Below are 24726 nucleotides of genomic sequence, written 5' to 3'. Positions count from 1 at the left end.
CGACCTCCTAGCCTCCGACGAACACACTCATATACTCGCGTGCCGCCGCCTCGCCGGCGAACACACCGATCCACGCACCCAGGATCATCCACGGGCCGAACGGAATGGCGGTCTGGCGTTCCGCGCGCCGCACCAGCATGAGCGTGATACCGAACAGCCCTCCCAGCAAGAACGCGGCGAACGCGCCCACCGCGAGCGCGCCCCAACCGATCCAGCCGAGATACATGCCGATCACGCCGGCGAGTTTGAGGTCGCCCCCTCCCATGCCACCGGGGCGGAGCAGCCTCAGCACGAAGTAGAACGCGTACAGCACGGCCATGCCGATTCCCGCGCGCAGCAGGGCTGCTGCGTCGCCGCCGAGCAACGCAGCGATCGTGAACAGGATGCCGGCGACGAGGTAGCTCGGCAGCACGATCCTGTTCGGCAGTCGGTGCGTATCGATATCGATGAGAGTGAGCACGACACTGATCACCGCGAAGTACAGGAACGCGACGATCACGGCAGCGAGCGCCCCGAGTTCCGCAGCGGTCGCGCCCGTCGAGACCGCGATCACGTCGATGGGCCGACTCGTCACGACCCAGAGCGCAGGGCCGGCGCCGAGGAATGCCCCGGCGATCGGGTCGGTCGTCCCGACGAACAATGTCACGAGTCCCGGCAGCACGCCCCATGATCGCACGAAGGCCGAATCCGGGTGCGCGCGGACGGACACGGCGGGGACGCGTGGGATCAGACCCAGCGGACGTGCTCATCACGCATCGAGCACGTCGAGTCGCACAGTGACCGGTCCGCCGTCGACCAGGCTCTCAGCCTCCCTCACCGACTTCTTCAACGGCAGCACGTACGTGCCGTCGGATGAGGGGAAGATCGACGTCGTCCACTCCGAGCCACCGATGCGCGCACGCACGCGCACCGAGCCGAACCCGCGATACGGGCGCGGAATCTCACGGATGTCGTCGCTCAGCTCGGGCGGGACCGAGGTGAAGAACCACGACGAGTCCGCACGCGCAGCCCACCGGAACACATCGCCGTCGAACTCGATCATCACGACACGAGGCTACCGAGAGCGCCCGACACACGGCGAGCTGCTCGGCCGAATGCCGACTCGATCAGCCCCCGTACTCGGGCGCCCAGTCGTCGCCGTCGGGCAGCCACTCGGCGTCAGCCGCGGCCGTCGTGGACTCGCCGCGCCTGCGCCACGCCGCCCCCTCGGGCCAGCTCACCGCGAACGTCGTCGCGACCTTGAACACACGGCGCGAGAGTCCCGAGACCGTCTGCACCGGGCGCGCTGAAACGGGCATGCGCAGCTGGGGGTCGTAGCGCACGCCGTCGGATGCCCGCAGCCGGATCGTGAGATCGAGATCGTCGTGGATGCGGGCATTCCCGCGATCGACCTGGTCGCGTACTCGCAGCCACACCCCGGCGCGCATCGCGAAGTTCGAGCCGAATACGAGCGGTATGCCGAGCCACTTCCTGATCCAGTAGTGCCCACCGCCGATGTACCAGTGCTCGCCGAGATAGTTCTGCAGCGAGGTGCCGCCATAGAACTCCGCTCCCCCCGTGAGCACCCCGAGCGACGGGTCCGCGACGAATGCCCGCACCAGCCGCGCGATCCAGTCCGAGTGGGGACGCGAATCGGCGTCGAGACGCGCGACGATGTCGGCGCCGTCCATCGCCTCGTCGTACCCTCGCGCCGCGGCCGGCCAGATGCCCACGACCGGCTCCTCGACGAGGATTGCTCCGTGCCGGCGTGCCACGGCGGCAGAGTCGTCCGTGCTGCCGTTGTCGACCACGATCACGCGATCGGCACGGTGCGTCTGGGCGGCGAGCGCTGTCAGGCACGCGTCGAGGAACCCGGCGTCGTCGCGACACGGGATCACGACGGTCACGCGGGGAGCGAGGGGCACAGGCCACACGATACTCCCGGCGCGGGTTCGCTCCCGGAGGCGGGCGCCTCGTCGGGCGCGCCGCGTGCGTGCTCCCGTCGAGCGCGAGATCGGGTGTCCTGCCCCGCCCTAGGATCAACGACATGTCGCTTGCACCGCACCAGCCGGCTCGTCCGACGCGAGATCTCTCGCGTCCGCTGCCGGCGACGCTCAGCTGGACGGTGCTCATCGTCTTCGTGGCCGTCTTCGCCGTGGCCTTCGTCGTTCTCGCGCTCCCGTGGTGGATGCCCGCCCTCTACACGGTGATGAGCCTCATCGCGTTCACCGTCTACGGCATCGACAAGACCGCCGCGCAGCGGGGGTGGCGGCGTGTGCCGGAGCGGACCCTGCTGACGCTCGGCCTCGTGTGCGGCTGGCCGGGTGCGCTTCTCGCACAGCAGCTCTTTCGCCATAAGACGCGCAAGCGATCGTTCCGACGATCGTTCTGGGGCACTGTCGTGGTCAACGTACTGGTGCTCGTGGCCCTCGTCACCGTGGCGACCATGCGTGGGTGGAGCCTCGCGTTGCCCTGGCTGCCCGCGGCCGGCTGAGCGCGCTCAGGGGCTGATGGTCACGGGGGTGCCCAGTGGCAGGGCGGCGAGCGCCGTGATCGCCGAGGGGTCCAGGCGGATGCACCCGTTCGAGATCGGGCCGGAGCGGTCGTCGTGGTAATGGAATGCCGTGACCGCGACATCCGCTCCCCCGAATCCGTCGAGCGTCGGAGACTGCACCGACAGATAGACGATCGGATGCCCGCGCGTGTACCCGTACTCCGGTACGACTCGGGTCGTCATGATGTAGGCACGCCCGAGCGGTGTCGGGGTGAGATCGGCGCCCCACGCGAAGTCGGTAGCGACCCGCTCGGAGACCCCGCTGCGGACGATGTCGACCGTGCGCGCCGAGATGCTCACGACCACGCTGTCGGCCGTGGGCGCGAACTCGACGTCGGCGGTGCGCAGCCACCCCGCGACCTGCGACGGATCGCCCGCTGACGGCACCGCCTGGCGGCCGACGAGCAGCACCTTCACCCAGTTCTGCTGCCTCTCCACGACCGGAACCGTCGTGCCGTCGAACGGCAGCTCGCGCGGGAGATATGCGACGGGCTCACCCGCCGGGTCCGCCCATACCGGCGCGCCGATGCCGAGCGGCAGCGCGCGCTCGGCCGTCGATATAGCGAACGGCTGATCGTCGACCGGTAGCCCGGGGATGACCGCGAAGACGTTCACCTGCGGCAGCACGGTGACGTCGTACACGGCCGTGTTCGCGGGATAGCCGACCGGGGTCGGCGTCGGAGTCGGCGTGGCGGTCGGTGTGGGCGTGGGCGTGACCTCTGCCGAGGCGGACGTGGTCGGCGCGGCCGTCCCCGATCCTGCGAGCTGGAGCGCCGCTACGACGATGACCCCGGCCACCAGCATCGCGATCCCGCCGATCAGCACCCAGCCGATCACGCGACGCCGACGCGCGGGCACCGCAACGCTCACCGCGTGCGCCCGCGGCGAGATGTCGGCGTCGTCCGAGCCTTCCCCCATGTGCTCCATGGTGGGCGCACCGATCCGATGCCGCAACCTTCGTGACATGCCGCTTCAGCTCGCGCGGCGCGCGACCACCCGCACGACGGCGTCGACGGCCGCCACGAGCGCGATGGTCACGACGTAGACGAGGAGGTCGCGCGGGTCGAACACCGTCCCGAGCACGAGCATCGCAGGCAGGAACTCCGCGCCCAGCGCCACAGGGATGCCGGTCAGCTGGAAGAGTTCGATCGCGATGCACCACGCCGCCGCGACCGCACCGGTGAGCAGCGGCACCCATCGCGGAAACACGACGACGAGACCGGCGTACACGGCCGAGGCGTACAGCATGTCGCCCGCGATGTCGGTCGCCGCAGTATCGGGCAGGAGCGTGTGGACGGCGAGGCCTGTCGCGACCACCGCGACGAGCAGGATCGCCGCGATGATCCGGCGCGAGCCCGAGGCAGGCACGGCAGCGCGGACGGATGACGACGGCGGGACCGGCGGACGTGGTGCGGAGGCATCCATCCGTCGATTCTCACCGAAGAACGCGGAACGGCCCGGCCGCGAATCGCGCCGACGGCCCTTCAGTCGCGACGTCGACTTCGCCGCGCGCACGCTCGGTCGCTTCGACGCCGTCCACCACGCTGGTCGAGCCTTCAGTCGGTGCTCTGTACGCGAGCCCGAGCGCATCCGCGCTCTGCCAGGCGTCGCGCGCCGAGTCCTGGTTCCACGTTGCTGTGTTGAAAGAGGATTACGCCCGTACGCTGCGGCCCGTGGAGGCGTGACAACCCGCCTCGATCGAGGTCAGCCGTCTACGGAGCGCCCGGCGTACTCGTCGTCGGTGATGTGTTCCTTCCACGTCGTCGTCGTCGCAGGGTCGTCGCCCGCCTCCAGCATGGCGATGTGCTCCATGAAGCATCCGGGCGCCGCCGCGTGCCAATGGTCCTCGCCCGGCGGCGTGTACAAGGTCTGACCGGGGTGGACATCGATGATCGTGCCATCGCGATGCCCGAAACGGGCGACGCCCTGCGTGACCCTCAGGTACTGGCCACGCGCGTGCGAATGCCAGGCCGTGCGGGCGCCAGGCGCGAACCGGACAGTGGCGACGGTCATGCGCTGACCCACCTCATGCGGCGCGGCGATGACGTCGAGCCAGACATCGCCGGCGAACATCTCCCGCGGGTTCTTCCCCGTGGGCTGGGTAGGTTCGATGATCATCGATCGGTCTCCTTCGTGGCGGGGAGCACGCGCCGGACGGCGCGACATCACCCAACGGTACGAAGAGAATCAGTCGCGAGGGAGACCCTGGTGGTTCCCCTCTGGAGCAGACGCGCGCCACAGAACCCCTGAGGGACGGACAGGATCGCAACGGCCTGCCGCAAAAGGGGGCGCGCTGCCCCCACATGCTTGGGGCTTCAGAGGCAGCGCGCCTGCACAGACGACGCCGTGGCGAAGCCGCGGGACGGCAGTACCCGGAGAGGTGGGGGAGGTAAACACTCGACGGGCTCTGCAGACACATCGTCGAGTGTGCTCTCCGACGATACCGCAACCGGACGACGAGCGAGGACAACTCCCCCGAGCTCACCCGAACCGCAAGATGAGTCGGGAAATGCGAGGGCGGGGCGATGCTGACGGGCCAGCGGGAACCGGACAATCGGAATTCATTGCCCGCCGAGGCGCCCGATCCGCGCCACGCGATGACGGATCGGGAGCGCTCGACAGCGCCCGGTTCAGCAGCCCTGGAGGAACTCGCGGATGATCGTGCTGATCAGTTCCGGCCGCTCGGCGATGACCGCGTGCGAAGTGCCCGGCACGATGCAGAGCTCCGCGCCCGGGATCGACGCGGCGATCAGCAAGCTGTGGTCGACTCGAATCGTGTCGCGGTCCCCCGACATCACGAGCGTCGGAGCTTCGATTCTGGCGAGGTCGGCCGGGTCGTCATCACCGATGTGGATCCCAAGACGAAGACACCCCCGACCACGGCGAGGCTGGCACCGGCGGAGACGCCGAAGATGCCCGGATCGGCGAGCGGATTGCGCGTCTGCCCCTGCATCACCGCACCTGCGATTCCGAGAGAGCCTCCGACGAGGATTCCGAGCACGGTGCGCGGCACCCGCGATCCCCACACCACGGCTCCTACATCCTGCGACGGATCGAACAGTGCCTGCAGTACGACACCCGGCGGCAGCGGGTTGCTCCCGAGGAGAAGACTCAGCCACCCCGTGATCACGACGCCGGCCACCAGTCCGAGAAGCACCAGAGCACGCCGGAGGGATACTGACCAGGCGAGCACCGGCCAAGCCTAGCCAACTGTGGACGACCGGAGCCTGGGCGGCCCCGACCGCTCAGGGCGAGAACGAAACCCGAGACTCTTCCGCTGGGCGCGATCCGCCGATGCGCTCCACCTCGACGGACGGGGGCACGTCGCCCGTTCCTGCTATGGAGTGAGTACGATCCGTCCGAGCACGGCTCCCAGATCCATTTGGCGGTGAGCTTCGGCTGCGTGATCGAGCGGCATGACCGCGTGGACGATCGGATGCAGCTCGCCGCGGACGGCAGCGTCGAACACCTCGGCGCGAACGGTGTCCCTCGCCTCCAGAGGGATCGATGCGAGGCTGAATGTGGCGAAGGACCGCGATTGCTGGAACGCGCGAAGGAGGCGCGAGCCGAAGTTCTCAGGGGGAAGCCCGGCCACCGCTCCGACAAGGATCATCCGACCGTTCGGTGCGAGCCGGTCGAGGAACGCCGGCATGTCCGGGCCCCCCACGATGTCGATGATCACGTCGAATTGCTTCGGGACGGGTGAGTCGGACTGCCCCGAGCGGCTGAGAAGCTCGGTGGCTCCGAGTCTCTTCAGCTGAAGACCGCGTTCGACTGATGAGGTGGTGACGGCGATGGCCTTCGCGCCGCCACGACGAGCCAACTCGACGGTCGCGATACCGATACTGCCCGCGGCACCGCGGACAAGCACCGACTCACCCGCCGAGAGGTGCGCGTGCGCCAGGGCGAAGTGTGCGACGGTTGCCGCACTGCCGAGCGTCACGGCGTCGACCGACGCCAAGGACTCTGGGATCGGCACGAGTTCACCGACAGGGGCGAGCGTGTGTTCGGCGTAACCACCGTCGGTCCCCGTGAACGCCCACACGCGGCGTCCGATCCACGACGAGTCGACGCTCGCACCGACGGCTTCCACGATCCCGGCCACCTCGCTGCCCGGAATCATCCCGGTCCGAAAACCGGCGCCCAAGGTTCCACGACGGATGACCGCATCGACGCCACCCACACCGATCGCCTCGGTTCGTATCAGTACGTGGTCGGTCGGCGGAGTCGGCACGGGAATCTCTACGACGGCCATTCCGCCGGGATCTCCGAATCGTCGGATGACTACTGCGCGCATCTTCTTCTCCTGGCTGATCACGTCTTCAGAGCTACGATCAGGAGGTTAACGGACGCACCTGTCCGCTAAGAGGAAGTGAGGATCATGGGGCCGCAGATGCCTCGGATGCTCCGCAGCGACGCGCAGGACAACCGCGACCGGCTGCTGACGGCGGCGCGGGAACTGTTCTCCGAACAGGGCCTCGATGTCGGCATGCGCGAGGTCGCACGCCGTGCCGAGGTCGGGCCGGCGACCCTGTACCGCCGATTTCCCACGAGGCAGGATCTCATCGCCGAAGCCTTCGCCCTCGAAATGCAGTCCTGTCGGCAGATCGTCCTAGACGGCTGCGCAGACCCCGATCCGTGGCGAGGATTCGTCTCCGTCGTGAGGCGCCTCACGGCGCTCAACGCTCGCAATCGAGGATTCGTCGACGCGTTCATGTCGGCCGACACGCCCGAGAGCAGTTTCACGCTCCATCGGCGCGAACTCCTGGAAATGCTCGAGCAACTCGGTCGACGCGCGCGGATGGAGGGCTCGTTGCGCCAGGATTTCGTCATCGGCGACCTCGTACTCATCCTGCGTGCCGGACGAGGTCTGGCCTCCGTGCCCCCCAGCGACCGCGACGCCGCCGCGAGCCGGTTCGCCACCCTCGCCGTCGACGCGTTCCGCGGGTGAGGTTCCCTGCCGACGGAGACTGCTGCGGAAGGGCCCGGAGCGGGACTTGTGCGAGCCGGCCGCGGAAACGACGAAGCCCCGGCAGATCCTTAGATCCACCGGGGCTTTCCGGTCGGAGTGACAGGATTTGAACCTGTTGTGCTCGGCGATGAGGGTGCCGCAGTGGTCGAAGTGTCAGCACCTCGACGAGGATCTGAAGGCCAAGGGCGCGCCGGACGGGCTCACCGTCTTCAAGGTCGACTATGACAGCCGCACCGATCTCCGGCAGCAGTACGGGGTCACGCTGCAGACGACCGTGGTGTTCGTCGACGACGCCGGCGAGCTCATCTCGAGCACGGTGCTGTACGACGATCCGTCGGTGGCGTCGCTCGTCGCCGCGATGCCGTGACGCCGACATGACGGGAACCCTTCTGCTCAGCCTCGCGGCGGGCATCCTCACCGTCGCCGCTCCCTGCGTGCTGCCGCTGCTCCCGGTGATCATCGGCGGTGCGATCGCGCGAGACGATCGTGGCCGATGGGCACGCGGGCGACCCTACCTGATCGTCGCATCGCTGGCGGCGAGCATCGTGGCCTTCACGCTGCTGCTGAAGGCCTCGACCGCCCTGCTCGGCATCCCCCCGCAGGTTTGGCAGATCGTCTCGGGAGTGGTCATCATCCTGCTCGGTGTCAATCTGCTCTTCCCGACGCTGTGGGACCGCGTCTCCGCGGTACTGAAGCTCTCGTCGCGGAGCGACGCGATGCTGAACCGATCCCTTTCACGACGGGGCATCGGCGGCGACATCCTCACCGGAGCAGCCCTCGGGCCGGTGTTCACGAGCTGCAGCCCGACATACGCGCTGATCGTCGCGGCCGTGCTGCCTGTCTCGCTCGCTCAGGGCGTGCTCTACGTCGTGGCCTACGCGGTCGGCCTCGCGGCCATGCTGCTGCTCATCGCGCTGCTGGGACGACGCATCGTCCGCCGACTGGGCTGGCTAGCCGATCCGGACGGCTGGTTCCGCCGGATGGTCGGAGTGCTGTTCGTTCTCGTCGGCATCGCTGTGATCACGGGATTCGACAAGCAGCTGCAGACGTGGATCCTCGACGCGGGGCTCTACGATCCCATCGAACGCCTCGAGAAGATTCTGGGCACCCGCTGACCCGCGCGGGGGATGTCACCGATCGAGCTGCATCGTCCGCCAGGCCGCGGCGGTGAACAGGGTGAAGAAGGCGACGTAGGGCAGCACCAGCCCGAGTTGGAGTGGCGTGACGTTCTGCCCCGACGAGATCGCCCAAAGAGCGGGCGCGGCCAGGGGCATCCATCCCCCTGCTCCAGCGAGGACGGCCACCTGCGCGATGACGACGAGTCCGATGGCGACGCTCACCCCGGCGAGCACGGATCGCCCCAAGGTCGCCGCCCACGCGACCGGTGCGGCGATCGCCGCCGTCATGATGCCGAGCACCACCTGGCGGCCCAGCGCCGTCCAGACGTCCGCCGTCAGGACGCCGAGACCGGCGACCAGTCCGACGAGAAGCAGCAGCAGGGCAAGGCACACGCTGATCGCGACGGCCCATGCCCCGTAGACGAGCATCTTCGCCACCGCGATCGTGGTTCGACGCACCGGCAGGGCGAAGAGTCCGGTGATCGTGCCGTCGCCGAACTCGCGGCCGAAGATCCACGAGAGCACGACGCCGAATCCCAGCAGCCCTCCGGCCGACGTGATCTGCGCCGCCGCGAGCAGGAACCCGTTCCAGTCTCTGGTCGCCGCGGGTCCGAGCTTCGCGAGCAGCTGAGGATCTCCCGACGCGGCGGCAGCCAGCATCGCTCCGCTGAGCACGGCGATCCCGGCCACCACGGCTACCGAGCCGACACGACCGACCGTGGAGCCGGTGAGCTTCACCGCCTCCGCCCACAGTGAGGGCCTCATCGTGCACCGCGCTCATCGTCGACCCGGACGGTCTCGAAGAACGCCCGCTCGATCTCCGGGGTACCCGGATCGAGGTCGCCGATGAGTCTGCCCGCGTTCATCACGACGATGCGGTCCGCGATGCGTGCCACTTCGTCGAGGTGATGGCTGCTGACCAGAACCGCCGCCCCCTCACCGGCCCTGCGAAGCAGACTCTCGCGCAGTCGGATCACCCCGGCCGGATCGAGCGCGTTGCTGGGCTCATCGAGGACGATCACGTTCGGATCGTGCTGCAGCGCGGCGGCGAGGCCGACCCGCTGTCTGTTCCCGAGCGACAGCGCCCGGGTCCGGCGCTCACGATAGGGCTCCAGCGCGAACTCGGCCATGATGCTCTCCACCGCGGCGTCAACGTCGCGCGCGCCGCGCATCCGGGCGCTCAGCTGCAGGTTGCGACGGACCGAGAGCTCTGGATACGCCAGCGGATACTCCACCAGGTGCCCGACTCGCGCCCATGCCGAAGCCGGCGCGAAAGCGACGTTCCACCGTTCGAGCCTCACCTCGCCACGATCGGGACGCAGCATCCCCAACAGCATCCGCATCAGTGTCGACTTGCCCGCACCGTTCAGACCCACCAGGGCCAGCACCTGACCGGAGTGCAGCTGCAGGTCGACGTCGAATACGCCGGAGCCATTCCGAAAAGTGCGTGTCGCGCGGTGTGCGGACAACACGGACGCGGTCACGGCCCACCACCGGTCAGGACGCACAGCGCCATCTCGATCGCCGACCCGAGATCCGGGTCGTCGCCGTCCGCCCATTCCAGCAAGGCGGCGTTGAGCGCGCCGATCGTCGCGGCCGCTGCGACTCGCGCTTCGGCGGCCGGGGTCGCCCGGGACCGCAGTGCGCTCGAGATCGCCTCCGCCGTGCCGGTGCTGTTGCGTGCCAGTGCGCCTTGCAGCGAAGGGGTCCGCGACACGACACGAAGCCGATCGCGCACCTCGACCACGGCGGGGGCCGGAACGGCATCCCATGCCTCCCTCACCCCGGCGATCACGGCCGCGAGCGGCGCGAGTTCGACCGGCTGGCGGGCGACCGCCTCGGCGATGAGCGGGTCGTAGGGGTCGTCGACCAGGACCGCATCCTTCGAGGCGAAGTGCCGGAAGAACGTCATCTCGGTCACTCCTGCGCGGGCGGCGATAGCGGCGGCCGTCGTGGCGTCGTACCCCCTCTCCTCGAAGAGCTCGAGAGCGGCGCGCAGCAGTGCGGCGTGCGTCCGCGATGCCCTGGTCATCCTCGAATGTTAGTCACTAACATCTTCTGGGTCAACGGGTGACGGCTCCTCGTCACCTCGCGAGGCTCAGATCGAGATGGAGCACGGCCGGCCCGACGACGGTTTCGGAGGTCGCCACGTACGCGTCCTGCCAGGGGGCGTTCGCCCAGACCAGTGCGAGTGCGAGTGCGAGTGCGAGTGCGAGTGCGGCGATCATCAGCGCCCCGCCCGCGACACCACCCGAGACACGGGAGCTATCCCCCGCGGCGCGGGTTCGCCATACTGACGTCCATGGATGCCGTTAACGAGTGGCTGCTGACCTGGGGCGACAATCTGTGGACCTGGGTCGTGCTGCCCGTGGTCGTTCTGCTCGGGCTGTACTTCACGATTCGATCCGGCGTGGTGCAGTTCCGGCTGATCCCGGAGATGTTCCGCACGCTGACGGACAAGACTCCGCGGACCGAGTCCGGGGAGCCGCAGTCTGTGTCCGCGTTCCAGGCGTTCACGATCTCGGCGGCGTCGCGCGTCGGCGTCGGGAACATCGCGGGCGTCGGAACCGCGATCGCGGTCGGCGGACCGGGCGCTGTGTTCTGGATGTGGGTGATGGCGTTCATCGGCGGCGCGTCGAGCTTCATCGAGTCCTCGCTCGCGCAGCTGTTCAAGGTGCGCGACAGCGATAGTTTCCGGGGTGGACCGGCGTACTACATGCAGCGCGGTCTGAAAGCCCGCTGGCTCGGAATCTGGTTCGCGATCATCCTGATCATCTGCTTCCCCTTCGCATTCAGCTCGCTGCAGGCGAACACGATCTCGGCCACGGTGACCTCCAGCGTCGGCGACAGCCCGGCGTGGCTTCCCTGGGGAATCGGCGTCGGGATCGCCGCTCTCACTGGACTCGTCGTCTTCGGCGGCGTGCGGCGCATCGCCTCCGTCACTCAGCTGCTCGTCCCGATCATGGCGCTGGCCTATCTGCTGCTGGGGCTCGTGGTCGTCGGCCTTCACGTCGACCGCATCGGACCGGTATTCGTCGAGATCTTCACGCAGGCCTGGGGATTCAACGAAGTCGTCGGCGCGAGCCTCGGGTACATCATCCTCACGGGTGTGAAGCGCGGCATGTTCTCGAACGAGGCAGGCCTCGGATCGGCACCGAACGCCGGGGCGAGCGCCGCCGTCACCCACCCCGTCAAGCAGGGACTGGTGCAGACCCTCGGGGTCTACTTCGACACGTTCCTCGTCTGCTCCATCACCGCATTCATCATCCTCGTCTCGGTGCCCGACCTTGCCGGCGCCGAACGAGGGATCGGGCTCACCCAGGGCGCACTCGTCGGCACTCTCGGCGAATGGTCGAACATCGCGTTGAGCGTGATCATCTTCCTGCTGGCGTTCTCGTCGATCCTCGGCAACTACTACTACGGCGAATCGAACATCGAGTTCATCACCACTCGACGCTCCGTGCTCACCGGCTACCGCATACTCGTCGTCGTCGCCGTGCTCGTCGGCTCGGTCGCCGGCGCAGACCTCGTCTGGAACTTCGCCGACGGCGTCATGGGGCTCATGGCGCTCACCAACCTCATAGCCATCGGCCTGCTATCGGGAATCGCGTTCCGACTGCTGAAGAACTACACAGACCAGCGTCGTGCCGGCAGAGACCCCGTCTTCACCCGCGACATCCTCCCCGACATCAGCGGCATCGAGTGCTGGGAGGACGAACTCAGCGTCACCGGCCCCATCGACCTCCAGACCAAGCGCCATCAGACCGAGAAGCACCGCGACCATCTCCACCACCAAGACTGAGTGGGGCCACTCGGGGACTCCGCTCGTCCGGACGAGCGGGGGGTGTCGCCGCACCACTTCGGCGACCACCCACCTCGCGCCACCGCACACGGCGCAGGGGCTGGAGGCACGTAAGCACAGCGGGACGCTATGCACAGCAACTCGGCGAAACGGCACACCGTGCGGGAACTTCGCCATCCTGGGCGCAACGGTCTGCCGCATGCACGGCGGAGCGACCGCACACGTCCGCAGAGCGGCGCAGATTCGACTGCGGATGCAAGCCGACGTGCTCATGGCCGCTCTGTTGAAGATCGCCACGAATGAGAAGGTGCCCGTTCAGCATCGGCTCGTTGCGATCCGCGACGGACTGGACCGGGCCAACCTCGCCGGAACTCAGAACATCGAGGTTGGCGTTACCAAGCGATCGTTCGAGGACACCGTGGCCGATGTCGTCATGGACCTTGACCTCGAAGACGACGAACCGCTCCCGATCACAGCCACGACCGAAGACATCGAGGATGCCGAGATCGTCGACGAGGACGGCGAGGACCGGCTTCAGCGGGAGGACGAGCGCCAGGAACGCGCCCGGGAGCGGGAGCAGATGCTCCGACGCAGCCCGCGACCTCCAGTGTCGAACGAGGAGCGCGCTCGCCAGGAGGCCGAACGGGTCCGAGCGTTCGAGGCGGGAGAGCTGGGCTAGCCTGAGCTGCCGCCGCGCGACAAGTTCGGCGTCCGCCACGACACGTCTGCCCAGAGCGCGGCGGAGGCGCGGACCGCTGCCGCCCGGAAGCGCGCCGACAAGACGGTGCGCTCGGAGAGCCGCACATCGACGGCCGATCCTCACGCGGACCGGGTCGCGGGGCGGAGCTCCCGCCGAAGCATGAGCCCGAAGCGCTGGGAGGCACGAGCGGCGGAACGGGGCGAGGGCTAGTTCTCACGGAGCAGCCCAGGGACTGAGGCAGGAGCGCTGATATCCCTGGGCGGCTACCCCGGTTAGGGTCCGGCGTCCCCGACGCGGCACATGGCCATGGAGCGGGATTCCCAGCCGGGAGTAGCGAAACCGGACGGTTTGGCGTTTAACTTCGTCTCGCCTCAACCGAACAAATGTTCGAATCCGAGGCCCAACCAAGGAGAAGGAAATGACCGCTCGCAAGACCACCCAGACCCCGACCGCACCGCAGTTCGCGCACTACGCCGAGAAGGAGGCAAGCCCGACCATGCAGGCCTACGCCGAGTGACTGACCCGGGAGACCGGATACGCCGTAGACGTGCAGTCCGTCGTGCTCGCATCGTGGCTCCGAGGCGAGTTCCAGAAGAGCGAGGACAACCAGCGCCGCATCGCGGACGCGGCCACGGCTCGCGAGCAAGCCAAGGCCGAGCGCGCCCAGCGCCAGGCCGAGCAGGAGGCGACCGCCAAAGAGCGCGCCGCGAAGCAGGCCGAGCGCGAAGCCGCCCGCATCGCCAAGGCGAAGGCGATCCTCGCGGCAGCCGAGGCCAAGGCGAAGGAGCAGGCCGCATGAGGGCCATCGGCTACCTGCGGGTGAGCACCGAGGAGCAGGCCGACTCGCGGCTGGGACTGGAGGCCCAGCAGGCGACCGTCACGGCCTACGCGGCGAGCCACGGCTGGGACCTCGACTTCTTCGCCGACGAGGGCATGTCGGGCAAGAGCCTGGAGCGCCCCGCGCTACAGCACGCCCTCGCCGAACTGGACGCCCGCCGAGCGGGAGTGCTCGTCGTCAGCAAGCTCGACCGACTCTCCCGCTCTGTTGCGGACTTCGCAGGCCTACTGGAGCGAGCGCAGCGCCGCCGCTGGTCTGTCGTCGCGATCGATCTCGGCATCGACACCAGCACGTCGGCTGGCGAGCTCGTCGCCAACGTCATGGCTGCCGTGGCGCAGTGGGAACGGCGCGTGATCGGCGAGCGGACGTCTGCTGCGCTCCGCGGCTCGGGCTCGCGGCGTCCACGTCGGCCGACCGAGCACCTTGCCGGCCAGCAGCGAAGCACGCCTGCTCGAACTGCGGGCGGCAGGCCTCTCCCAAGCCCGCATCGCCCGCGAACTCAATGCGGAGGCCGTACCCACGGCGCACGGCGGAGCCTGGCACACCAGCACCGTCGCTCGCATACTTGCGCGCCTTAGCAAGACCGAACAGGACCCAGCAGCATGACCACGCCGAAGCTCAACCCGCGTACCCATCGGATACGAGCCGACTCAGTCCGACCGGGGCACATCGTCATGGAGAGCGACGAGCACCCCGCCGTCGACGTCCGGGTCCGACGCCCGCACGGCGCGATCTTGCTGTGGTGCCGGTACGTCTGGCAGGCCACACACGAGCCGGTCTGGTCGTTCGGCCCGTTCGACCCGACCGCGCCCATCGAAGTCAGCAAGGAGCGTTGAGATGGCACACATCACGGAGAACCAGACCACCAAGGGCACGCGCTACACGGTCCGGTGGCGGTCGGCACCCGACAAGTTCCGCAAGCGCTCGTTCTACGTCAAGCGCGAGGCAGAGCGGTTCCGCGACAAGGTCGAACGCGAGCAGGCCGACGGGCACAGCACCGAGCCGTTCGCGGTGCGAGGGAAGAAGTTCCGCGAGGTCGCAGAGCGGATGCTGGAGGCAGAGCGGCCACGCCTAAAGCAGAAGACCATCGACGCCTACGAGGCGGCGTTCCGCTCGCACGTCTACCCGGAGTTCGGCAGCCGCCAGATCAACACGATTACGTCGGCAGACCTCGACGCCTTCAACGCGATGATGCGCGCCAAGCCGAAGGCCAACGGTCAGCCGCGCTCGGAGACGTCGGTGCTCGGCGCGAACAAGGCGGTGGCGCGGGTGCTGACCTACGCCTATAAGCACCGACTGATCGCGTTCAATCCCTGCGTGGCCGTCGCACGACCGAAGGCCGACACACAGGAGGCTCGGTTCCTCTCGGTCGAGGAGGTAATGCGAATTTCCGACGAGTTCGCGGCCCAGCCGCCATACGACCTGCTCGTCCGCCTCGCAGCGTTCAGCGGTCTGCGCATCGGCGAGGTCGCAGCCCTCCGCATCCGCGACATCGACCTCCGCGCGGGCGAGATTCAGGTGCGGCTTAACAAGACGCACACTAGCCAGGGCTATCAGACCGGCACACCGAAGCGCAGAGCGGGCAAGCGCGATGTGCCAATCCTGGACGAGACCCTGTTGAGCGACCTCAGCGCGCACCTCCGCGCTCACCCGTACCGCGCTGATCTTGTGGCGAGCCTCTGGCCGGGCGAAGCGGTGACCAACAAGGTCTATGCCCACCTGCGCAAGCGCGACTACAGCGCTCACCGCGCCGCGTTCTCTGCCCACATCGCAGCCGCGACGACTCCCCCCAGCTCCGCTCCGAGCGATCGGCGGCTAGTCGTCGTAGGGCAGCACGGTCAGCTTGACCTGGAGTTCACGCCCATCGAGGGAGTACTCGAAACCCTGGTTGTTCTCGATCGCACGGTTCATCACAGGGACCAACGCTTGCGTCTGATTGGTGCCCCACGGTTCGGTCACGCCTGAGACATCGAACGAGGGCCTGCCGTGCATTTGGTCTGTAAGTGCGCCCGCCCGCCAGCGAGCGGCGACGTACCGCCCTGTCTGTCCGATGTCCCAAGCGAGTGAGATGAGACCCGCGACGGCGATAGGGCTGCTCGTCGCAGCAGAGACGAGGACGCCCCACACCGTAGTGAGCACTTCGAACGAACCAACGCGAACATCTAGTACGTGCAATCCACCTTGGTAGGTGCGGAGCGGTTCCGGCCACTCCTTCTTCTTCCCGTCCCCGTTCATAACTTGGCGATACATCGCTCCAGCCCTGCGCGCGGCGAGGTCGAGCCTGCCCAGCATCCGCGATGCACCGAAGGCGTCACGCCCGTCGTAACTTGCGGATACGAGCAACCGCGGGACCGCCTGCTGGTTCAACCACTCCGGCCGGACGAACGGGCTATCTCCCGCTGTCATCTCGGCTTGTGCAACTTCCGCTAGACGGCGTGACGCTGCACCGCTCAGGGTGACAGGCCGCCCCTTGAACGGGTCGTATCGATCCAAGTCGCGCGGAACACGCAGGGCTACACCCGTCGGAAGCTCGGATGATGCCAAGTACTCCAGATCAGCCGGCACCAGGGAGCTATCGAACGGCTCTTCATCTAGTTTCCTCACGCGTCACGAATCAGCGGCTAGGACTTCTTGAAACCCTGAATTGCTTTCATGAGCTTGGTGCCAGCTGACCACGACAGCTCATCGCCGTCGAACTCGCAGCGATAGAGCCCCTGAAGATTCGAGGGCACGGGAATCCTCTTATCCCAAAGGAGGACGACCCGGCGATCGTAGAGGACGAAGGCCGCACCTATCTCGATCAGCACGTTCTGATTGAGCGTGTACTCGCCTTCGGTTCCGGACACCTCCTCGCCGCTGACGCAGATGATGCCAGCGTTGCAGCTCCGCATCGCGCCGAAGACCTTGTCCGGGACGGGGATCGCTGCAGACTCTTCTTCGACTGCGACTTCCCACTTGATATCTGCGAGATCGAGGACAGTCTTCACTTGATCTACGACGTCCATGTTCTTGCCATGCGAGATGAACACGCGGACGGACTCCGCCTCGGGCGCGGGAAGTTCGGCGGGGACGACTGGCGCGGCCGGGGCCGAAGGCTCTACATCGTCAGAATCGCTCTCTTCTTCTGAGTCGTGCTCCTCGGTTGATTGCTTCTGCCAAGGCGGGTCACTCGGGCCAGCCTCTACAAGAGGCTTCAGTTGGGCGCTGTAGACCTCGAGCCGAGTCATTCCGCCCGACCTACCGACGACGTACTTGCCCAGACCTGCTCCGTCAGCGACGTTGAAGAAGCAGGTCACTGCGCCTTTGATCGACCCGTCCGCGTCGGTGCCCAGCGCTTCCCGATGATGTGCGTGCCAATTCGCGGCGAGATCGTCCACCGAGATCGTGTCGAACTTCTGGTGGTACGCCCACTCGATCGCTGAGCGATACGTGGGGATGGAGTTGATGACCTCTCGAAAGATCTGCGGGGAGCTCTCGGGGTCGCGCGCGAGACGACGACCACGATCGGTCAACTTGTACTTCTCGCCTTCCTGCTCCACAAGACCCCACACCTGGTAGGCGTTCAGCTTTCGCCCGTCGAGCACGCGGTTGTCGATGACAGCCTTTGCTTCGGCTAGCGTGGCGCCGGTCGGTTTGGACTTCAGGTAGGCGACCACGGCGAGGGCGTCATCAACCCCCGTCTTGATGGGCAGTGTCATGCCCGCATCCTAGCGGGCATTAGAGAACTCTCATTCGGACACGCCGGAGTCCCTTTGGAGTCCCAAGCCGTTTTGGGCCAAGACAGAGCCCCGGCAGATCCTCAGATCTACCGGGGCTTTCTCTGTCGGGATGACAGGATTTGAACCTGCGACCCCTTGATTGGCCCGAGCAGTTTCCTTTGGAACGACAGTGACGGACAACTACCCTCAGTATCCCTCCTGATCAGGTGTTAAGAGGGCACTTCCGATCGACTCTCGCGGACACTCAAACCCCCTTACCTACTCCGACATGTGAGACGAATGTGAGACAGGCGCCTCATCGCGGATCGATGACGTGCAGACGCTGCGGTGCCCCCGAGTGCGGTGCCGTCCTTCTCGATACCGGACAGGGGACGTGTAAAGAATCGGACTCGAATTTGGAACGTCGCGGGGACGTGCCAAGTCGGCTTGCATGTCGGTGGTGTCGGCGTAGCCTGAGATCCTCGGCCGGGGAAAGGGGAACCCTGGCAGTGGGAACGAACAAGCGGTACGGCGACCGACTCACCGAGCTCTCGCTCGAGCGGCAAGCGAACGGCGGACGCCGCCCGCTCGTGCTGCCGAAGGAAGCGCACGGGCCCGACCGCATGCTGATGCAGAAACCCGGGATCCCGGTGTGGGCGTGGGTGACGTGGGACGACGGGACCACCGAACGTATCGCGACGATCGCGCAGTCGTGGAACGACCGTGTCGTCGACGTGCGCGTCCCCGGCGGATGGGCCATCGTATGGCGCAGTGCCGTCACGCACCGATCGCACGCGGAGAACTAATGCGGAAGGGGTCCACCATCCTCGACGCGACCGCGACGATGGCGCGGCGTGACGGGACACGCGAGATCGAGGCAGACACCATGCCAGCGCTCGAAGCGAATATTCCGGACGGGTGGCAGCTGCTCACCGTCCGGAGCATCTAGTCCGGCGGCCTCTCGCCGTTGGCGTTCGATGGGCGAAACATAGTCGCTGTAAACTCGCGCATCGTGCGGGCTGTTGGGGTCCGTCGATGCGGGGGGCATAGATGACTGAGAACGAGCGCGCGCGTATCGCGTGGCCTGACGCGGCCCGTGGAATGGCGATCGTCCTCGTCGTTCTCCACCACGGGATCATCTACTCGTTCGCGGAAGGACTCGCGGATCCGTTCTGGGTCGCGGCGACGGAGTTCCTCCGCACGATGCGGATGCCGCTGTTCTTCATGGCCGCTGGACTGTTCGCAGGCAAGTGGGTCAGCGGACCATGGCGTCCGCTCTTCCGCTCGAAGGTGCTTCTCCTAGCGTGGGTGTTCGCTCTGTGGGTCGCGATCCGCTGGGTCGTGCTGAACCTCATCCCCGGCGAGGACAGCGAGACCGGCATCCTGCAGCTCCCGCTGCACATGCTATGGCCGATCGGCGGATGGTTCCTCTTCGCTCTGGCCATCTTCTTCGTCCTCGGCCGACTGACCAAAGACGTCCCTCCCGTGTGGCAGATCGTCGTCGCCGGAGTGATCTCCGCAGTCTGGTTCAGCATCGACAACGGCAACGTCGTGGGCAACAACGCGTGGGACGGCATCCCGCTGTATTACTTCTTCTTCGTCCTCGGCTGCTACGGGCGGACACTGCTCCTTCGCGCCGTCGATGGAACCAGGCTCTGGATGAGCATCGCAATCGTTGCCGCATGGGCTCTCGCGTACTTCGAACTCGACAGCATCGGCCTCACCGACGCTCCCGGGATCTCGTTCGCGCTGCGACTCATGGGGCTCGCGGCCGGCGTCGTCATCGCCAAGAGCCTGGCCGACGTGGTCGTACTTCGTCACCTCGGACAGTCGACCCTGCCGATCTACATGTCACACTCACTATGGATCGCCCTGGCGGTCTGGGTCGCGACGCTCATCATCCAGCCAAGCACGATCGCCGGATGGCTCACGCCCCTCGCGATCGGCGCCGTCGGGCTCGGCCTCGGATACCTCAGCGGCCGGATCGCGCCGAAGATTCGACTCGGGTGGCTGTTCGACACGCCCCGATGGTTGAGCGGTACATTCGACCGAGCGTGGCCGCAACGGACTAGGGCGCAAGGAGCAGCATGATCCCGGTGGTGAAGAACTACCCGTCGCCATTCCTGGCCACGTTCGCAGCGGTCGCATTGTGCGGGGTGGTTCCGCTGTTGCTCTGGAACATGGGAGCGCCGGTTCTGCAACCGAACGCTCTTCTTGCCGTCACCGCGATCATTGTGATCTCGGGGCTCAAGTTTGCCCTGGTGCTCGGCTACCGCGACCGACGCCTGCACGAGATGGTCCTCTGGCTCTTCGTCTACCTCTTCCTAGGTGTCGCACCGTTCGTCCAGATCCAGACGACGTACCCGGGCACCACACCAGGAATGGACTCGGTCTTCGCCGTCCGCGCCGCGACGGTAGTCCTCGTCGGCTGCCTCGCGATACTGCTCGGACTCGGACTCGGTAACCGGCGAGCCGAGGACCCGAACTACGCGCCGGTATCCCGCCCCGTGAACGCGAGGAACGTCTATCTGCTCGCGTTGGCAACGCTGCTGCTCGCCGTCTTCTACGTGTCTCAGGTGGGGTTCTCTACCCTCTTCGCCGCGCGGTCGGAACTGAGCTCGGCGCGCTCTGACTCGCTCGGCGGTCCTTTCGGCACGCTCATCGTTGCCGGCGCCAAGATGGGTCTGCTCGTCGCGTTCGTCGCGCTGGCGAGTCTCTGGCGTCAGCGGAAACGGGCACAGCAGCCGCGCCCAGTGTTCATGACCGTCGTCGTCCTGGTCACGCTCGTCGCCCTCGTCAACCCCGTCGGGAACGCACGGTACATCTTCGGCACCGTCGCACTCGCAGTGCTCGGGGCGCTCGGGCTCTACGCCACGATTGGCCGGTTCCGGGCAGCGGCGGTCGGAGCCATGGCGGGCATGATCGTGGTCTTCCCGATCCTGGACACCTTCCGGCGGACGCTCGACGCGACAGTCGAACTACAGTCGCCGCTCGACTCGCTCACCAGCGCAGACTTCGACGCGTTCGCGCAGCTGATGAACACCGTCCGATACGTCGAGGAGCAAGGCATCACATGGGGCAATCAGCTCCTCGGCGTCGTCCTGTTCTGGGTGCCCCGTGAGGGATGGGCTGAGAAGCCGATTGACACGGGCACCTTTCTGGCGGAGTGGCAGGACTATCGCTTCCGCAACCTCTCCGCACCGCTCTGGGCTGAGCTGTATATCAACCTCGGCTGGGTGGGCCTCATCGCGGGGATGATCGGGTTCGGGTATCTCATCCGGTACCTCGATCGGCGGTCCGAAGCGATGCTGTCTCTCTACGGGGCGCCAGGTGTGGCGGCGACAATCATCCCGTTCTATCTGCTGATCGTGCTGCGGGGCTCGCTGCTGCAGGCGATGTCGAACCTGCTCATCATCCTGGTCGCCTCCTGGTTCGTGACCAGACCGCAGCGGGACCCATTCCAGGTTCCCCGACGACGCCCGCAAGAACAGGACCTCTCTCGTGTCTAGGCTGAGGCCATGAGTAGCAACGGGTCACGGACGCCGGAGCCGCCCATAGACACCCTGTTCTTCGTCGGCCTTCTCTTTCTGGGCGGCGGGGCCGCACTGCTGTTCTTCCCCGGTTCATTGGGGGACGAATTCCTGTGGGGGATGCTCGCGCTGTTGATCGGAGTCGGCATCCTCACGGCGCGCTATTTTCGGCGACGCGCGGCATTTCGCAGCCTCCTCCCCCCACCAAACGACGACTGATGCACGCACGAATGCCCCCTCTCCCGGTAATCGGGAGAGGGGGCATTCGTGCGCGGTTGGCTCTATGCGACGTCGAGGGGGACGTCCCATAGGTCTGACAGGTAGAGCATCATCGCGGTGATCTGCTCGGCAGTGTGCTTGCCCGAGTAGGCGTAAACAGCGCTGATCCGCGCGTCGTAGCCGGTGGTGCCGCCACCGAATTGACCGAGCCCGATGCCGTCGAGCGTTGCTGTCGCCGTCGTTACTGCTACCGAGACGGGCGATCCGATGACGTTCTGGTGGATTGTGCCGAAGTTGCTGTCGAACGTGACCGCGGTTACCTGCCAGCCGGTGTCGCCACCGTTCGGCTGGCCCGCCGGGGTGGCGAGCGCCGACGTGGCGGTGAGGTATGCCCCGGTGGACGACTGGTGCCCGTAGGCGACGGCCGTGCCTGTCGCGCCGCCACGGAACACGTCCTGACGGCCCGAGCCGAGCGACACCATGCGATGCACCGTGTAGAACGTCAGCGGCGTCCCGGCGGCGGTCGCGGTGGCCCAGTCGGGTGCGTCGAGCCGGTCCGCTTGGAACCGGATCGACGCGTGCCCGTGCGAGTCGGCCGCGACCTTCACCGGCTGCAGGCTGCCGGTGGCCTGCAACAGTGCTTCGACCCGTGAGCCTCGGGGCGGGGTGAGCGACGTGACCGCTGCCCCGTCCGCCAGCCCGGAGATCGCCGTGACGGTGATCTCCGCGAGCAGGTTCGTCAGGATGATGTCCGTCAGGAACTCAGCCAGGATCGTGACCGTCGCCGCGGTCGACGTGCTCGGCTTGTACGAGTACGAGTCGGCCGGGACGAACCGGGCAGTGAGGGAGTGCGCGCCCAGAGCGAGCGCGTCTGTGGTGAACGTGGCTTCCCCCGCGACCGCGGTCGCGGTGCCGATGACTGCACCGTTGGAGCGGAATTGCACGGTGCCGGCGACCGCGGGGCTCAGTGTCGCCGTCAGCACGACGTCCTCGCCCTGCTCCTGGTAGCCAGTGGGCGCCGCTTCGAGGGTGATCCCGACGGAGTCCTGGCGGATGCTGGCGAGGGCTTGCCCGACCTCGTTCACGTCGATCTGTGCGTACATCGCGGCGGCGATCGCCTGGTGGCTGGCGAAGCTCGGGTGAATGCCGTCCGAGATCAGTCCCGTGTTCGATCCTTGAATGTCCCGGTACGGTCGGCCGTTCGCGATCGCGGCATCACGTACTGCCGCGGACACGGCGGCGAACGAGACCAGCGGCGAGGAGAACGTGTAGACCAGCGGCACATCCGCCAGCACCGCAAGCCCGGGGAGCGCCGCGGTGTACACGTCGTTCGCGTTGTCGTCGTTGCGGGAGGCAGGGATGCACATCACGTGCGGGTGCGTGGCCGCGGCGAACGGGAAACGCTGCGTGAAGTTGTTCGCCTCGTCCGGGTCCCAGCCGGTGCCCGCGATCGACACGTTGATGAACCGATCGGCACCGAGCAGGTGTGCGAGGAAGTTCGGTGCTGTCTCCAGTCTGGAGGTGGTGTCGGCCGGGTCGCCGGCGCCGTCTCCGAACGAGTCCCACACGAACGTGAGCGCAAACCGGATCGGCTGCTGTGGGCGAGTGACCGCCTGACCGGCGGGGACGATGACCCCACCGAACTTCCCGATCCCGAGGAGCTCGACCCGGATGAACCGGGCCTTCCCTGTCGGGAACGTCACGTGCACGTACTGTGTGGTCGCGCTGGCAACCGCGAACCGGTCAAGGTCGAGCGAGTGCCAGCGGCCGTCGATCACCAGACGGATGCCGAGCGTGGTCGAGGACGACTCCACCTTGATCCAGAACTCGGTGTTGCCACGGTCGGTGACGAACTCCGGGTGCAGCAGATAGGAAGCGCCCGCCTGGGGTGCGGCGGGGCCGACCCAGTTCGCGTCGATCACCGTCACGCTCGGTCCGCCGTTGTACCGGTATGCGGCGTCCGTGTCGCCGCCGCTCGGTGGTGTGAGCGTCCCGGCGGGCAGAGCCGTCCCGACGCTGATGGTCGGGGTGTCGCCGAGAGCCGGCGCGGCGAATGCCTGCGCCCAGGTGCGACGATTTCCGCCGGCGGCCTCGGCTGCTTCCTTCGCCGCGATCGCCGCGTCGCGGGCATCCGCAGCGACGGTGGCAGCGTCCATCGCCTGGGCTGCCAGGCCGGCGTCCCAGCCCGCTTCGACGAAGATCCCGTAACGCGACTGCAGCCTGGTCACGAACGTGCCCGACTTGAGCACCACCTCGGTCGGATCTCCCGCGACCTTGAAGTCCGGGAGTACGCCGATGCTGGACGATCGCAACGGGCTGATCGCGGCGCCCGATACCGGGTCCGTCACGGGCAGCGGTGTCGAGAACGCGACATCGGTCGGGAGGAAGACCTGGAACTCGGCGCCGGACTCGAGCGCCCCGCCCCCGTCGACGCCTCCGGTGGGGTTGAACGCGACCGGCGCGTCGTACTGATCCTGAATGGCCATGCTCAGTCCTCCTTGTCGAGATCGGCGCGCAGGGACACACCGGGGATGAACTGGACGTCGACGGTCTGAACGTTGACGACCTGCACGAACGCAGCGAACGCGGTCAACGCGAGGCCCGTGATCGTCAGGATCCCCGCGGCTGTATCGTCGCCCCACCACCGGAACGCGACGCCGAGCGGGCCGACGACACCGGCGAGTGCGTAGAGGATGCCGCGGCCGAGCGTCGACAGCCAGCGTGCCGCGGCCGACGGGCGAAGCAGTGCGAGCCCGATAACGCCCTGTATGAGCTGCAGCAGGACCTGGGAGACCGACAGCAACGCGTCAGCTTGCGATGTCGTCACCCACCCGAAGTACGCGACGACAGGCAGCAGCGTCGCAAGCGCAGCCTGCAACGCCTGACGGCGGCCGTCAGTGAACCAGTTAGCGAGGGTCTTCATGATGATCACTCCTCCTCGGAGTCGTTGGTGTTGTCGAGTTCGGCCCACAGGGCTTCGTCTTCGCGCGCGAGGGTGACCAGTTGCCGGTCGACGTCATCCATACGGCCGTGCAACCCGGCGACGCCTTCCTCGACCCGCCCGACTGCGTCCTTGATGGATGAGCCGTCGTTCTTGTGCGTCTCGTGGTGGATGCCGTCGACCTGGGCCCTCATCGATTCGACCTGCTTCACGAGCGCCGGGAGCAACACGAGCGCGTCGACGATCGCGACCGCGTTGCGTACGAACGGCCACAGCTTCACGACGACGACGATCAGGGCCCCGGCCGCCGCGATCCAGAGGAGCGCCTGGACGACGGTCGTGTCGCCGAACAGGCGCTGCCAGTCCGGCATTAAC

Annotated in this window: 31 protein-coding genes and 2 pseudogenes; 16 read left to right on the top strand and 17 right to left on the bottom strand. The window is 67.1% G+C overall.

Annotation, left to right across the window (positions count from 1 at the left end; genetic code table 11):
- Positions 1 to 7 precede the first annotated feature (7 nt).
- The 3 genes from KEC57_RS06690 to KEC57_RS06680 form a co-directional block, all read right to left on the bottom strand.
- A complete protein-coding gene (locus KEC57_RS06690; protein ID WP_229383799.1) occupies positions 8 to 709 on the bottom strand; it encodes a prepilin peptidase in 702 nt (233 codons plus the stop codon).
- A 39-nt stretch (positions 710 to 748) separates the two neighbouring features.
- Positions 749 to 1045 carry a DUF1905 domain-containing protein gene (locus tag KEC57_RS06685; RefSeq protein ID WP_229383798.1) on the bottom strand — a complete coding sequence of 99 codons (297 nt, stop codon included), beginning with the start codon at positions 1043 to 1045 and terminating at the stop codon, positions 749 to 751.
- A gap of 61 nt (positions 1046 to 1106) precedes the next feature.
- A complete protein-coding gene (locus KEC57_RS06680) occupies positions 1107 to 1904 on the bottom strand; it encodes a glycosyltransferase family 2 protein (protein WP_229383797.1) in 798 nt (265 codons plus the stop codon).
- A gap of 122 nt (positions 1905 to 2026) precedes the next feature.
- Here KEC57_RS06680 and KEC57_RS06675 point away from each other — a divergent pair, with 122 nt between their 5' ends.
- Positions 2027 to 2473: a DUF1294 domain-containing protein gene (locus KEC57_RS06675; protein ID WP_229383796.1), complete on the top strand. Its 447-nt coding sequence runs from the start codon at positions 2027 to 2029 to the stop codon at positions 2471 to 2473.
- 6 nt (positions 2474 to 2479) lie between these two features.
- Here KEC57_RS06675 and KEC57_RS06670 read toward each other — a convergent pair whose 3' ends face one another.
- The 6 genes from KEC57_RS06670 to KEC57_RS06650 form a co-directional block, all read right to left on the bottom strand.
- Positions 2480 to 3451, bottom strand: coding sequence for a L,D-transpeptidase (locus KEC57_RS06670; RefSeq protein ID WP_229383795.1), 972 nt, complete (start codon positions 3449 to 3451; stop codon positions 2480 to 2482).
- 54 nt (positions 3452 to 3505) lie between these two features.
- Positions 3506 to 3958 (bottom strand): ribosomal maturation YjgA family protein, encoded by a 453-nt coding sequence (locus KEC57_RS06665; RefSeq protein ID WP_229383794.1) that lies wholly within the window; start codon positions 3956 to 3958, stop codon positions 3506 to 3508.
- A gap of 279 nt (positions 3959 to 4237) precedes the next feature.
- A complete protein-coding gene (locus tag KEC57_RS06660) occupies positions 4238 to 4651 on the bottom strand; it encodes a (R)-mandelonitrile lyase (protein WP_229383793.1) in 414 nt (137 codons plus the stop codon).
- Positions 4652 to 5163: 512 nt separating this feature from the next.
- Positions 5164 to 5289: an alpha/beta fold hydrolase gene (locus KEC57_RS18910; RefSeq protein WP_267492223.1), complete on the bottom strand. Its 126-nt coding sequence runs from the start codon at positions 5287 to 5289 to the stop codon at positions 5164 to 5166.
- 38 nt (positions 5290 to 5327) lie between these two features.
- A complete protein-coding gene (locus KEC57_RS06655; protein WP_229383792.1) occupies positions 5328 to 5726 on the bottom strand; it encodes an iron chelate uptake ABC transporter family permease subunit in 399 nt (132 codons plus the stop codon).
- A gap of 144 nt (positions 5727 to 5870) precedes the next feature.
- A complete protein-coding gene (locus tag KEC57_RS06650) occupies positions 5871 to 6830 on the bottom strand; it encodes a zinc-dependent alcohol dehydrogenase family protein (RefSeq protein ID WP_229383791.1) in 960 nt (319 codons plus the stop codon).
- 105 nt (positions 6831 to 6935) lie between these two features.
- On the opposite strand from KEC57_RS06650, the gene KEC57_RS06645 reads away from it, so the two are divergent.
- The 3 genes from KEC57_RS06645 (at position 6936) to KEC57_RS06635 (ending at position 8620) form a co-directional block, all read left to right on the top strand.
- Positions 6936 to 7484, top strand: coding sequence for a TetR/AcrR family transcriptional regulator (locus KEC57_RS06645; RefSeq protein WP_229383790.1), 549 nt, complete (start codon positions 6936 to 6938; stop codon positions 7482 to 7484).
- 148 nt (positions 7485 to 7632) lie between these two features.
- Positions 7633 to 7872 (top strand): hypothetical protein, encoded by a 240-nt coding sequence (locus tag KEC57_RS06640; protein WP_229383789.1) that lies wholly within the window; start codon positions 7633 to 7635, stop codon positions 7870 to 7872.
- A gap of 7 nt (positions 7873 to 7879) precedes the next feature.
- Positions 7880 to 8620: a cytochrome c biogenesis CcdA family protein gene (locus KEC57_RS06635; RefSeq protein WP_229383788.1), complete on the top strand. Its 741-nt coding sequence runs from the start codon at positions 7880 to 7882 to the stop codon at positions 8618 to 8620.
- 15 nt (positions 8621 to 8635) lie between these two features.
- Here KEC57_RS06635 and KEC57_RS06630 read toward each other — a convergent pair whose 3' ends face one another.
- From KEC57_RS06630 to KEC57_RS06615, 4 genes are read right to left on the bottom strand one after another with little or no spacing between them, the layout of a single operon-like run.
- The gene (locus tag KEC57_RS06630; protein WP_229383787.1) at positions 8636 to 9388 is read right to left on the bottom strand and encodes an ABC transporter permease; all 753 of its coding nucleotides are present in this window, start codon (positions 9386 to 9388) and stop codon (positions 8636 to 8638) included.
- Positions 9385 to 10107 (bottom strand): ABC transporter ATP-binding protein, encoded by a 723-nt coding sequence (locus KEC57_RS06625; RefSeq protein ID WP_229383786.1) that lies wholly within the window; start codon positions 10105 to 10107, stop codon positions 9385 to 9387. The genes KEC57_RS06630 and KEC57_RS06625 overlap by 4 nt, the downstream gene beginning before the upstream one ends.
- Positions 10104 to 10655 (bottom strand): TetR family transcriptional regulator, encoded by a 552-nt coding sequence (locus tag KEC57_RS06620; protein WP_229383785.1) that lies wholly within the window; start codon positions 10653 to 10655, stop codon positions 10104 to 10106. The genes KEC57_RS06625 and KEC57_RS06620 overlap by 4 nt, the downstream gene beginning before the upstream one ends.
- A gap of 52 nt (positions 10656 to 10707) precedes the next feature.
- A complete protein-coding gene (locus tag KEC57_RS06615; RefSeq protein ID WP_229384431.1) occupies positions 10708 to 10851 on the bottom strand; it encodes a hypothetical protein in 144 nt (47 codons plus the stop codon).
- A 74-nt stretch (positions 10852 to 10925) separates the two neighbouring features.
- On the opposite strand from KEC57_RS06615, the gene KEC57_RS06610 reads away from it, so the two are divergent.
- From KEC57_RS06610 to KEC57_RS06585, 8 genes and pseudogenes are all read left to right on the top strand, one after another.
- Positions 10926 to 12425 (top strand): alanine/glycine:cation symporter family protein, encoded by a 1500-nt coding sequence (locus KEC57_RS06610; RefSeq protein WP_229383784.1) that lies wholly within the window; start codon positions 10926 to 10928, stop codon positions 12423 to 12425.
- Positions 12382 to 12630 (top strand): annotated as a pseudogene (locus tag KEC57_RS19165) (hypothetical protein); the annotation flags it as partial. The gene KEC57_RS06610 and the pseudogene KEC57_RS19165, both read left to right, overlap by 44 nt.
- 66 nt (positions 12631 to 12696) lie before the next feature.
- The gene (locus KEC57_RS06605; protein ID WP_229383783.1) at positions 12697 to 13104 is read left to right on the top strand and encodes a hypothetical protein; all 408 of its coding nucleotides are present in this window, start codon (positions 12697 to 12699) and stop codon (positions 13102 to 13104) included.
- A gap of 568 nt (positions 13105 to 13672) precedes the next feature.
- Entirely contained in the window at positions 13673 to 13924 is a 252-nt protein-coding gene (locus KEC57_RS06600; protein WP_229383782.1) for a hypothetical protein, read from the top strand.
- Positions 13921 to 14286, top strand: a pseudogene (locus KEC57_RS19160) (recombinase family protein); the annotation flags it as partial. The gene KEC57_RS06600 and the pseudogene KEC57_RS19160, both read left to right, overlap by 4 nt.
- Positions 14287 to 14386: 100 nt before the next feature.
- Positions 14387 to 14569, top strand: a complete 183-nt coding sequence (locus KEC57_RS19155) for a recombinase family protein (RefSeq protein ID WP_372456970.1) — start codon at positions 14387 to 14389, stop codon at positions 14567 to 14569.
- Positions 14566 to 14799 (top strand): hypothetical protein, encoded by a 234-nt coding sequence (locus tag KEC57_RS06590; protein WP_229383780.1) that lies wholly within the window; start codon positions 14566 to 14568, stop codon positions 14797 to 14799. The genes KEC57_RS19155 and KEC57_RS06590 overlap by 4 nt, the downstream gene beginning before the upstream one ends.
- Position 14800: 1 nt before the next feature.
- Positions 14801 to 15928, top strand: a complete 1128-nt coding sequence (locus KEC57_RS06585) for a tyrosine-type recombinase/integrase (RefSeq protein WP_229383779.1) — start codon at positions 14801 to 14803, stop codon at positions 15926 to 15928.
- A gap of 656 nt (positions 15929 to 16584) precedes the next feature.
- On the opposite strand, the gene KEC57_RS06580 is transcribed toward KEC57_RS06585, so the two are convergent.
- Complete coding sequence (locus KEC57_RS06580; protein WP_229383778.1) at positions 16585 to 17661, bottom strand: TIR domain-containing protein; 1077 nt, start codon at positions 17659 to 17661, stop codon at positions 16585 to 16587.
- Between the two features lie 509 nt (positions 17662 to 18170).
- Between KEC57_RS06580 and KEC57_RS06575 the strand changes: the two genes are divergently transcribed.
- The 4 genes from KEC57_RS06575 (at position 18171) to KEC57_RS06560 (ending at position 21410) form a co-directional block, all read left to right on the top strand.
- Positions 18171 to 18467, top strand: coding sequence for a hypothetical protein (locus KEC57_RS06575; protein WP_229383777.1), 297 nt, complete (start codon positions 18171 to 18173; stop codon positions 18465 to 18467).
- 244 nt (positions 18468 to 18711) lie between these two features.
- A complete protein-coding gene (locus tag KEC57_RS06570; protein ID WP_229383776.1) occupies positions 18712 to 19752 on the top strand; it encodes an acyltransferase family protein in 1041 nt (346 codons plus the stop codon).
- Positions 19749 to 21170 (top strand): O-antigen polysaccharide polymerase Wzy, encoded by a 1422-nt coding sequence (locus KEC57_RS06565; protein ID WP_229383775.1) that lies wholly within the window; start codon positions 19749 to 19751, stop codon positions 21168 to 21170. The genes KEC57_RS06570 and KEC57_RS06565 overlap by 4 nt, the downstream gene beginning before the upstream one ends.
- Before the next feature lie 9 nt (positions 21171 to 21179).
- A complete protein-coding gene (locus tag KEC57_RS06560) occupies positions 21180 to 21410 on the top strand; it encodes a hypothetical protein (RefSeq protein WP_229383774.1) in 231 nt (76 codons plus the stop codon).
- A gap of 62 nt (positions 21411 to 21472) precedes the next feature.
- On the opposite strand, the gene KEC57_RS06555 is transcribed toward KEC57_RS06560, so the two are convergent.
- Genes KEC57_RS06555 through KEC57_RS06545 form a run of 3 tightly spaced genes read right to left on the bottom strand, consistent with a single transcriptional unit; the run spans position 21473 to position 24722 of the window.
- The gene (locus tag KEC57_RS06555; RefSeq protein ID WP_229383773.1) at positions 21473 to 23896 is read right to left on the bottom strand and encodes an Ig-like domain-containing protein; all 2424 of its coding nucleotides are present in this window, start codon (positions 23894 to 23896) and stop codon (positions 21473 to 21475) included.
- Positions 23897 to 23898: 2 nt separating this feature from the next.
- A complete protein-coding gene (locus KEC57_RS06550) occupies positions 23899 to 24333 on the bottom strand; it encodes a hypothetical protein (protein WP_229383772.1) in 435 nt (144 codons plus the stop codon).
- A 5-nt stretch (positions 24334 to 24338) separates the two neighbouring features.
- On the bottom strand, positions 24339 to 24722 hold the full coding sequence (locus tag KEC57_RS06545; RefSeq protein WP_229383771.1) for a hypothetical protein: 384 nt from the start codon (positions 24720 to 24722) through the stop codon (positions 24339 to 24341).
- Positions 24723 to 24726 lie beyond the last annotated feature (4 nt).

The sequence above is a fragment of the Microbacterium allomyrinae genome (genome assembly GCF_020682705.1).
Classification (GTDB): Bacteria; Actinomycetota; Actinomycetes; order Actinomycetales; family Microbacteriaceae; genus Microbacterium; species Microbacterium allomyrinae.
Note: the sequence above shows the minus strand (reverse complement) of the source record. Positions and strands in the feature narration are given on the sequence as shown.

What these genes read in the sequence shown, in the direction of transcription:
- KEC57_RS06675 (WP_229383796.1), top strand. Translation starts at nt 2,027, where the DNA reads ATGTCGCTTGCACCGCACCAGCCGGCTCGTCCGACGCGAGATCTCTCG.
- KEC57_RS06670 (WP_229383795.1), bottom strand. Translation starts at nt 3,451, where the DNA reads ATGGGGGAAGGCTCGGACGACGCCGACATCTCGCCGCGGGCGCACGCG.
- KEC57_RS06665 (WP_229383794.1), bottom strand. Translation starts at nt 3,958, where the DNA reads ATGGATGCCTCCGCACCACGTCCGCCGGTCCCGCCGTCGTCATCCGTC.
- KEC57_RS06660 (WP_229383793.1), bottom strand. Translation starts at nt 4,651, where the DNA reads ATGATCATCGAACCTACCCAGCCCACGGGGAAGAACCCGCGGGAGATG.
- KEC57_RS06650 (WP_229383791.1), bottom strand. Translation starts at nt 6,830, where the DNA reads ATGCGCGCAGTAGTCATCCGACGATTCGGAGATCCCGGCGGAATGGCC.
- KEC57_RS06645 (WP_229383790.1), top strand. Translation starts at nt 6,936, where the DNA reads ATGCTCCGCAGCGACGCGCAGGACAACCGCGACCGGCTGCTGACGGCG.
- KEC57_RS06640 (WP_229383789.1), top strand. Translation starts at nt 7,633, where the DNA reads ATGAGGGTGCCGCAGTGGTCGAAGTGTCAGCACCTCGACGAGGATCTG.
- KEC57_RS06635 (WP_229383788.1), top strand. Translation starts at nt 7,880, where the DNA reads ATGACGGGAACCCTTCTGCTCAGCCTCGCGGCGGGCATCCTCACCGTC.
- KEC57_RS06630 (WP_229383787.1), bottom strand. Translation starts at nt 9,388, where the DNA reads ATGAGGCCCTCACTGTGGGCGGAGGCGGTGAAGCTCACCGGCTCCACG.
- KEC57_RS06620 (WP_229383785.1), bottom strand. Translation starts at nt 10,655, where the DNA reads ATGACCAGGGCATCGCGGACGCACGCCGCACTGCTGCGCGCCGCTCTC.
- KEC57_RS06615 (WP_229384431.1), bottom strand. Translation starts at nt 10,851, where the DNA reads ATGATCGCCGCACTCGCACTCGCACTCGCACTCGCACTCGCACTGGTC.
- KEC57_RS06610 (WP_229383784.1), top strand. Translation starts at nt 10,926, where the DNA reads ATGGATGCCGTTAACGAGTGGCTGCTGACCTGGGGCGACAATCTGTGG.
- KEC57_RS06605 (WP_229383783.1), top strand. Translation starts at nt 12,697, where the DNA reads ATGGCCGCTCTGTTGAAGATCGCCACGAATGAGAAGGTGCCCGTTCAG.
- KEC57_RS06590 (WP_229383780.1), top strand. Translation starts at nt 14,566, where the DNA reads ATGACCACGCCGAAGCTCAACCCGCGTACCCATCGGATACGAGCCGAC.
- KEC57_RS06585 (WP_229383779.1), top strand. Translation starts at nt 14,801, where the DNA reads ATGGCACACATCACGGAGAACCAGACCACCAAGGGCACGCGCTACACG.
- KEC57_RS06580 (WP_229383778.1), bottom strand. Translation starts at nt 17,661, where the DNA reads ATGACACTGCCCATCAAGACGGGGGTTGATGACGCCCTCGCCGTGGTC.
- KEC57_RS06570 (WP_229383776.1), top strand. Translation starts at nt 18,712, where the DNA reads ATGACTGAGAACGAGCGCGCGCGTATCGCGTGGCCTGACGCGGCCCGT.
- KEC57_RS06565 (WP_229383775.1), top strand. Translation starts at nt 19,749, where the DNA reads ATGATCCCGGTGGTGAAGAACTACCCGTCGCCATTCCTGGCCACGTTC.
- KEC57_RS06560 (WP_229383774.1), top strand. Translation starts at nt 21,180, where the DNA reads ATGAGTAGCAACGGGTCACGGACGCCGGAGCCGCCCATAGACACCCTG.
- KEC57_RS06555 (WP_229383773.1), bottom strand. Translation starts at nt 23,896, where the DNA reads ATGGCCATTCAGGATCAGTACGACGCGCCGGTCGCGTTCAACCCCACC.
- KEC57_RS06550 (WP_229383772.1), bottom strand. Translation starts at nt 24,333, where the DNA reads ATGAAGACCCTCGCTAACTGGTTCACTGACGGCCGCCGTCAGGCGTTG.
- KEC57_RS06545 (WP_229383771.1), bottom strand. Translation starts at nt 24,722, where the DNA reads ATGCCGGACTGGCAGCGCCTGTTCGGCGACACGACCGTCGTCCAGGCG.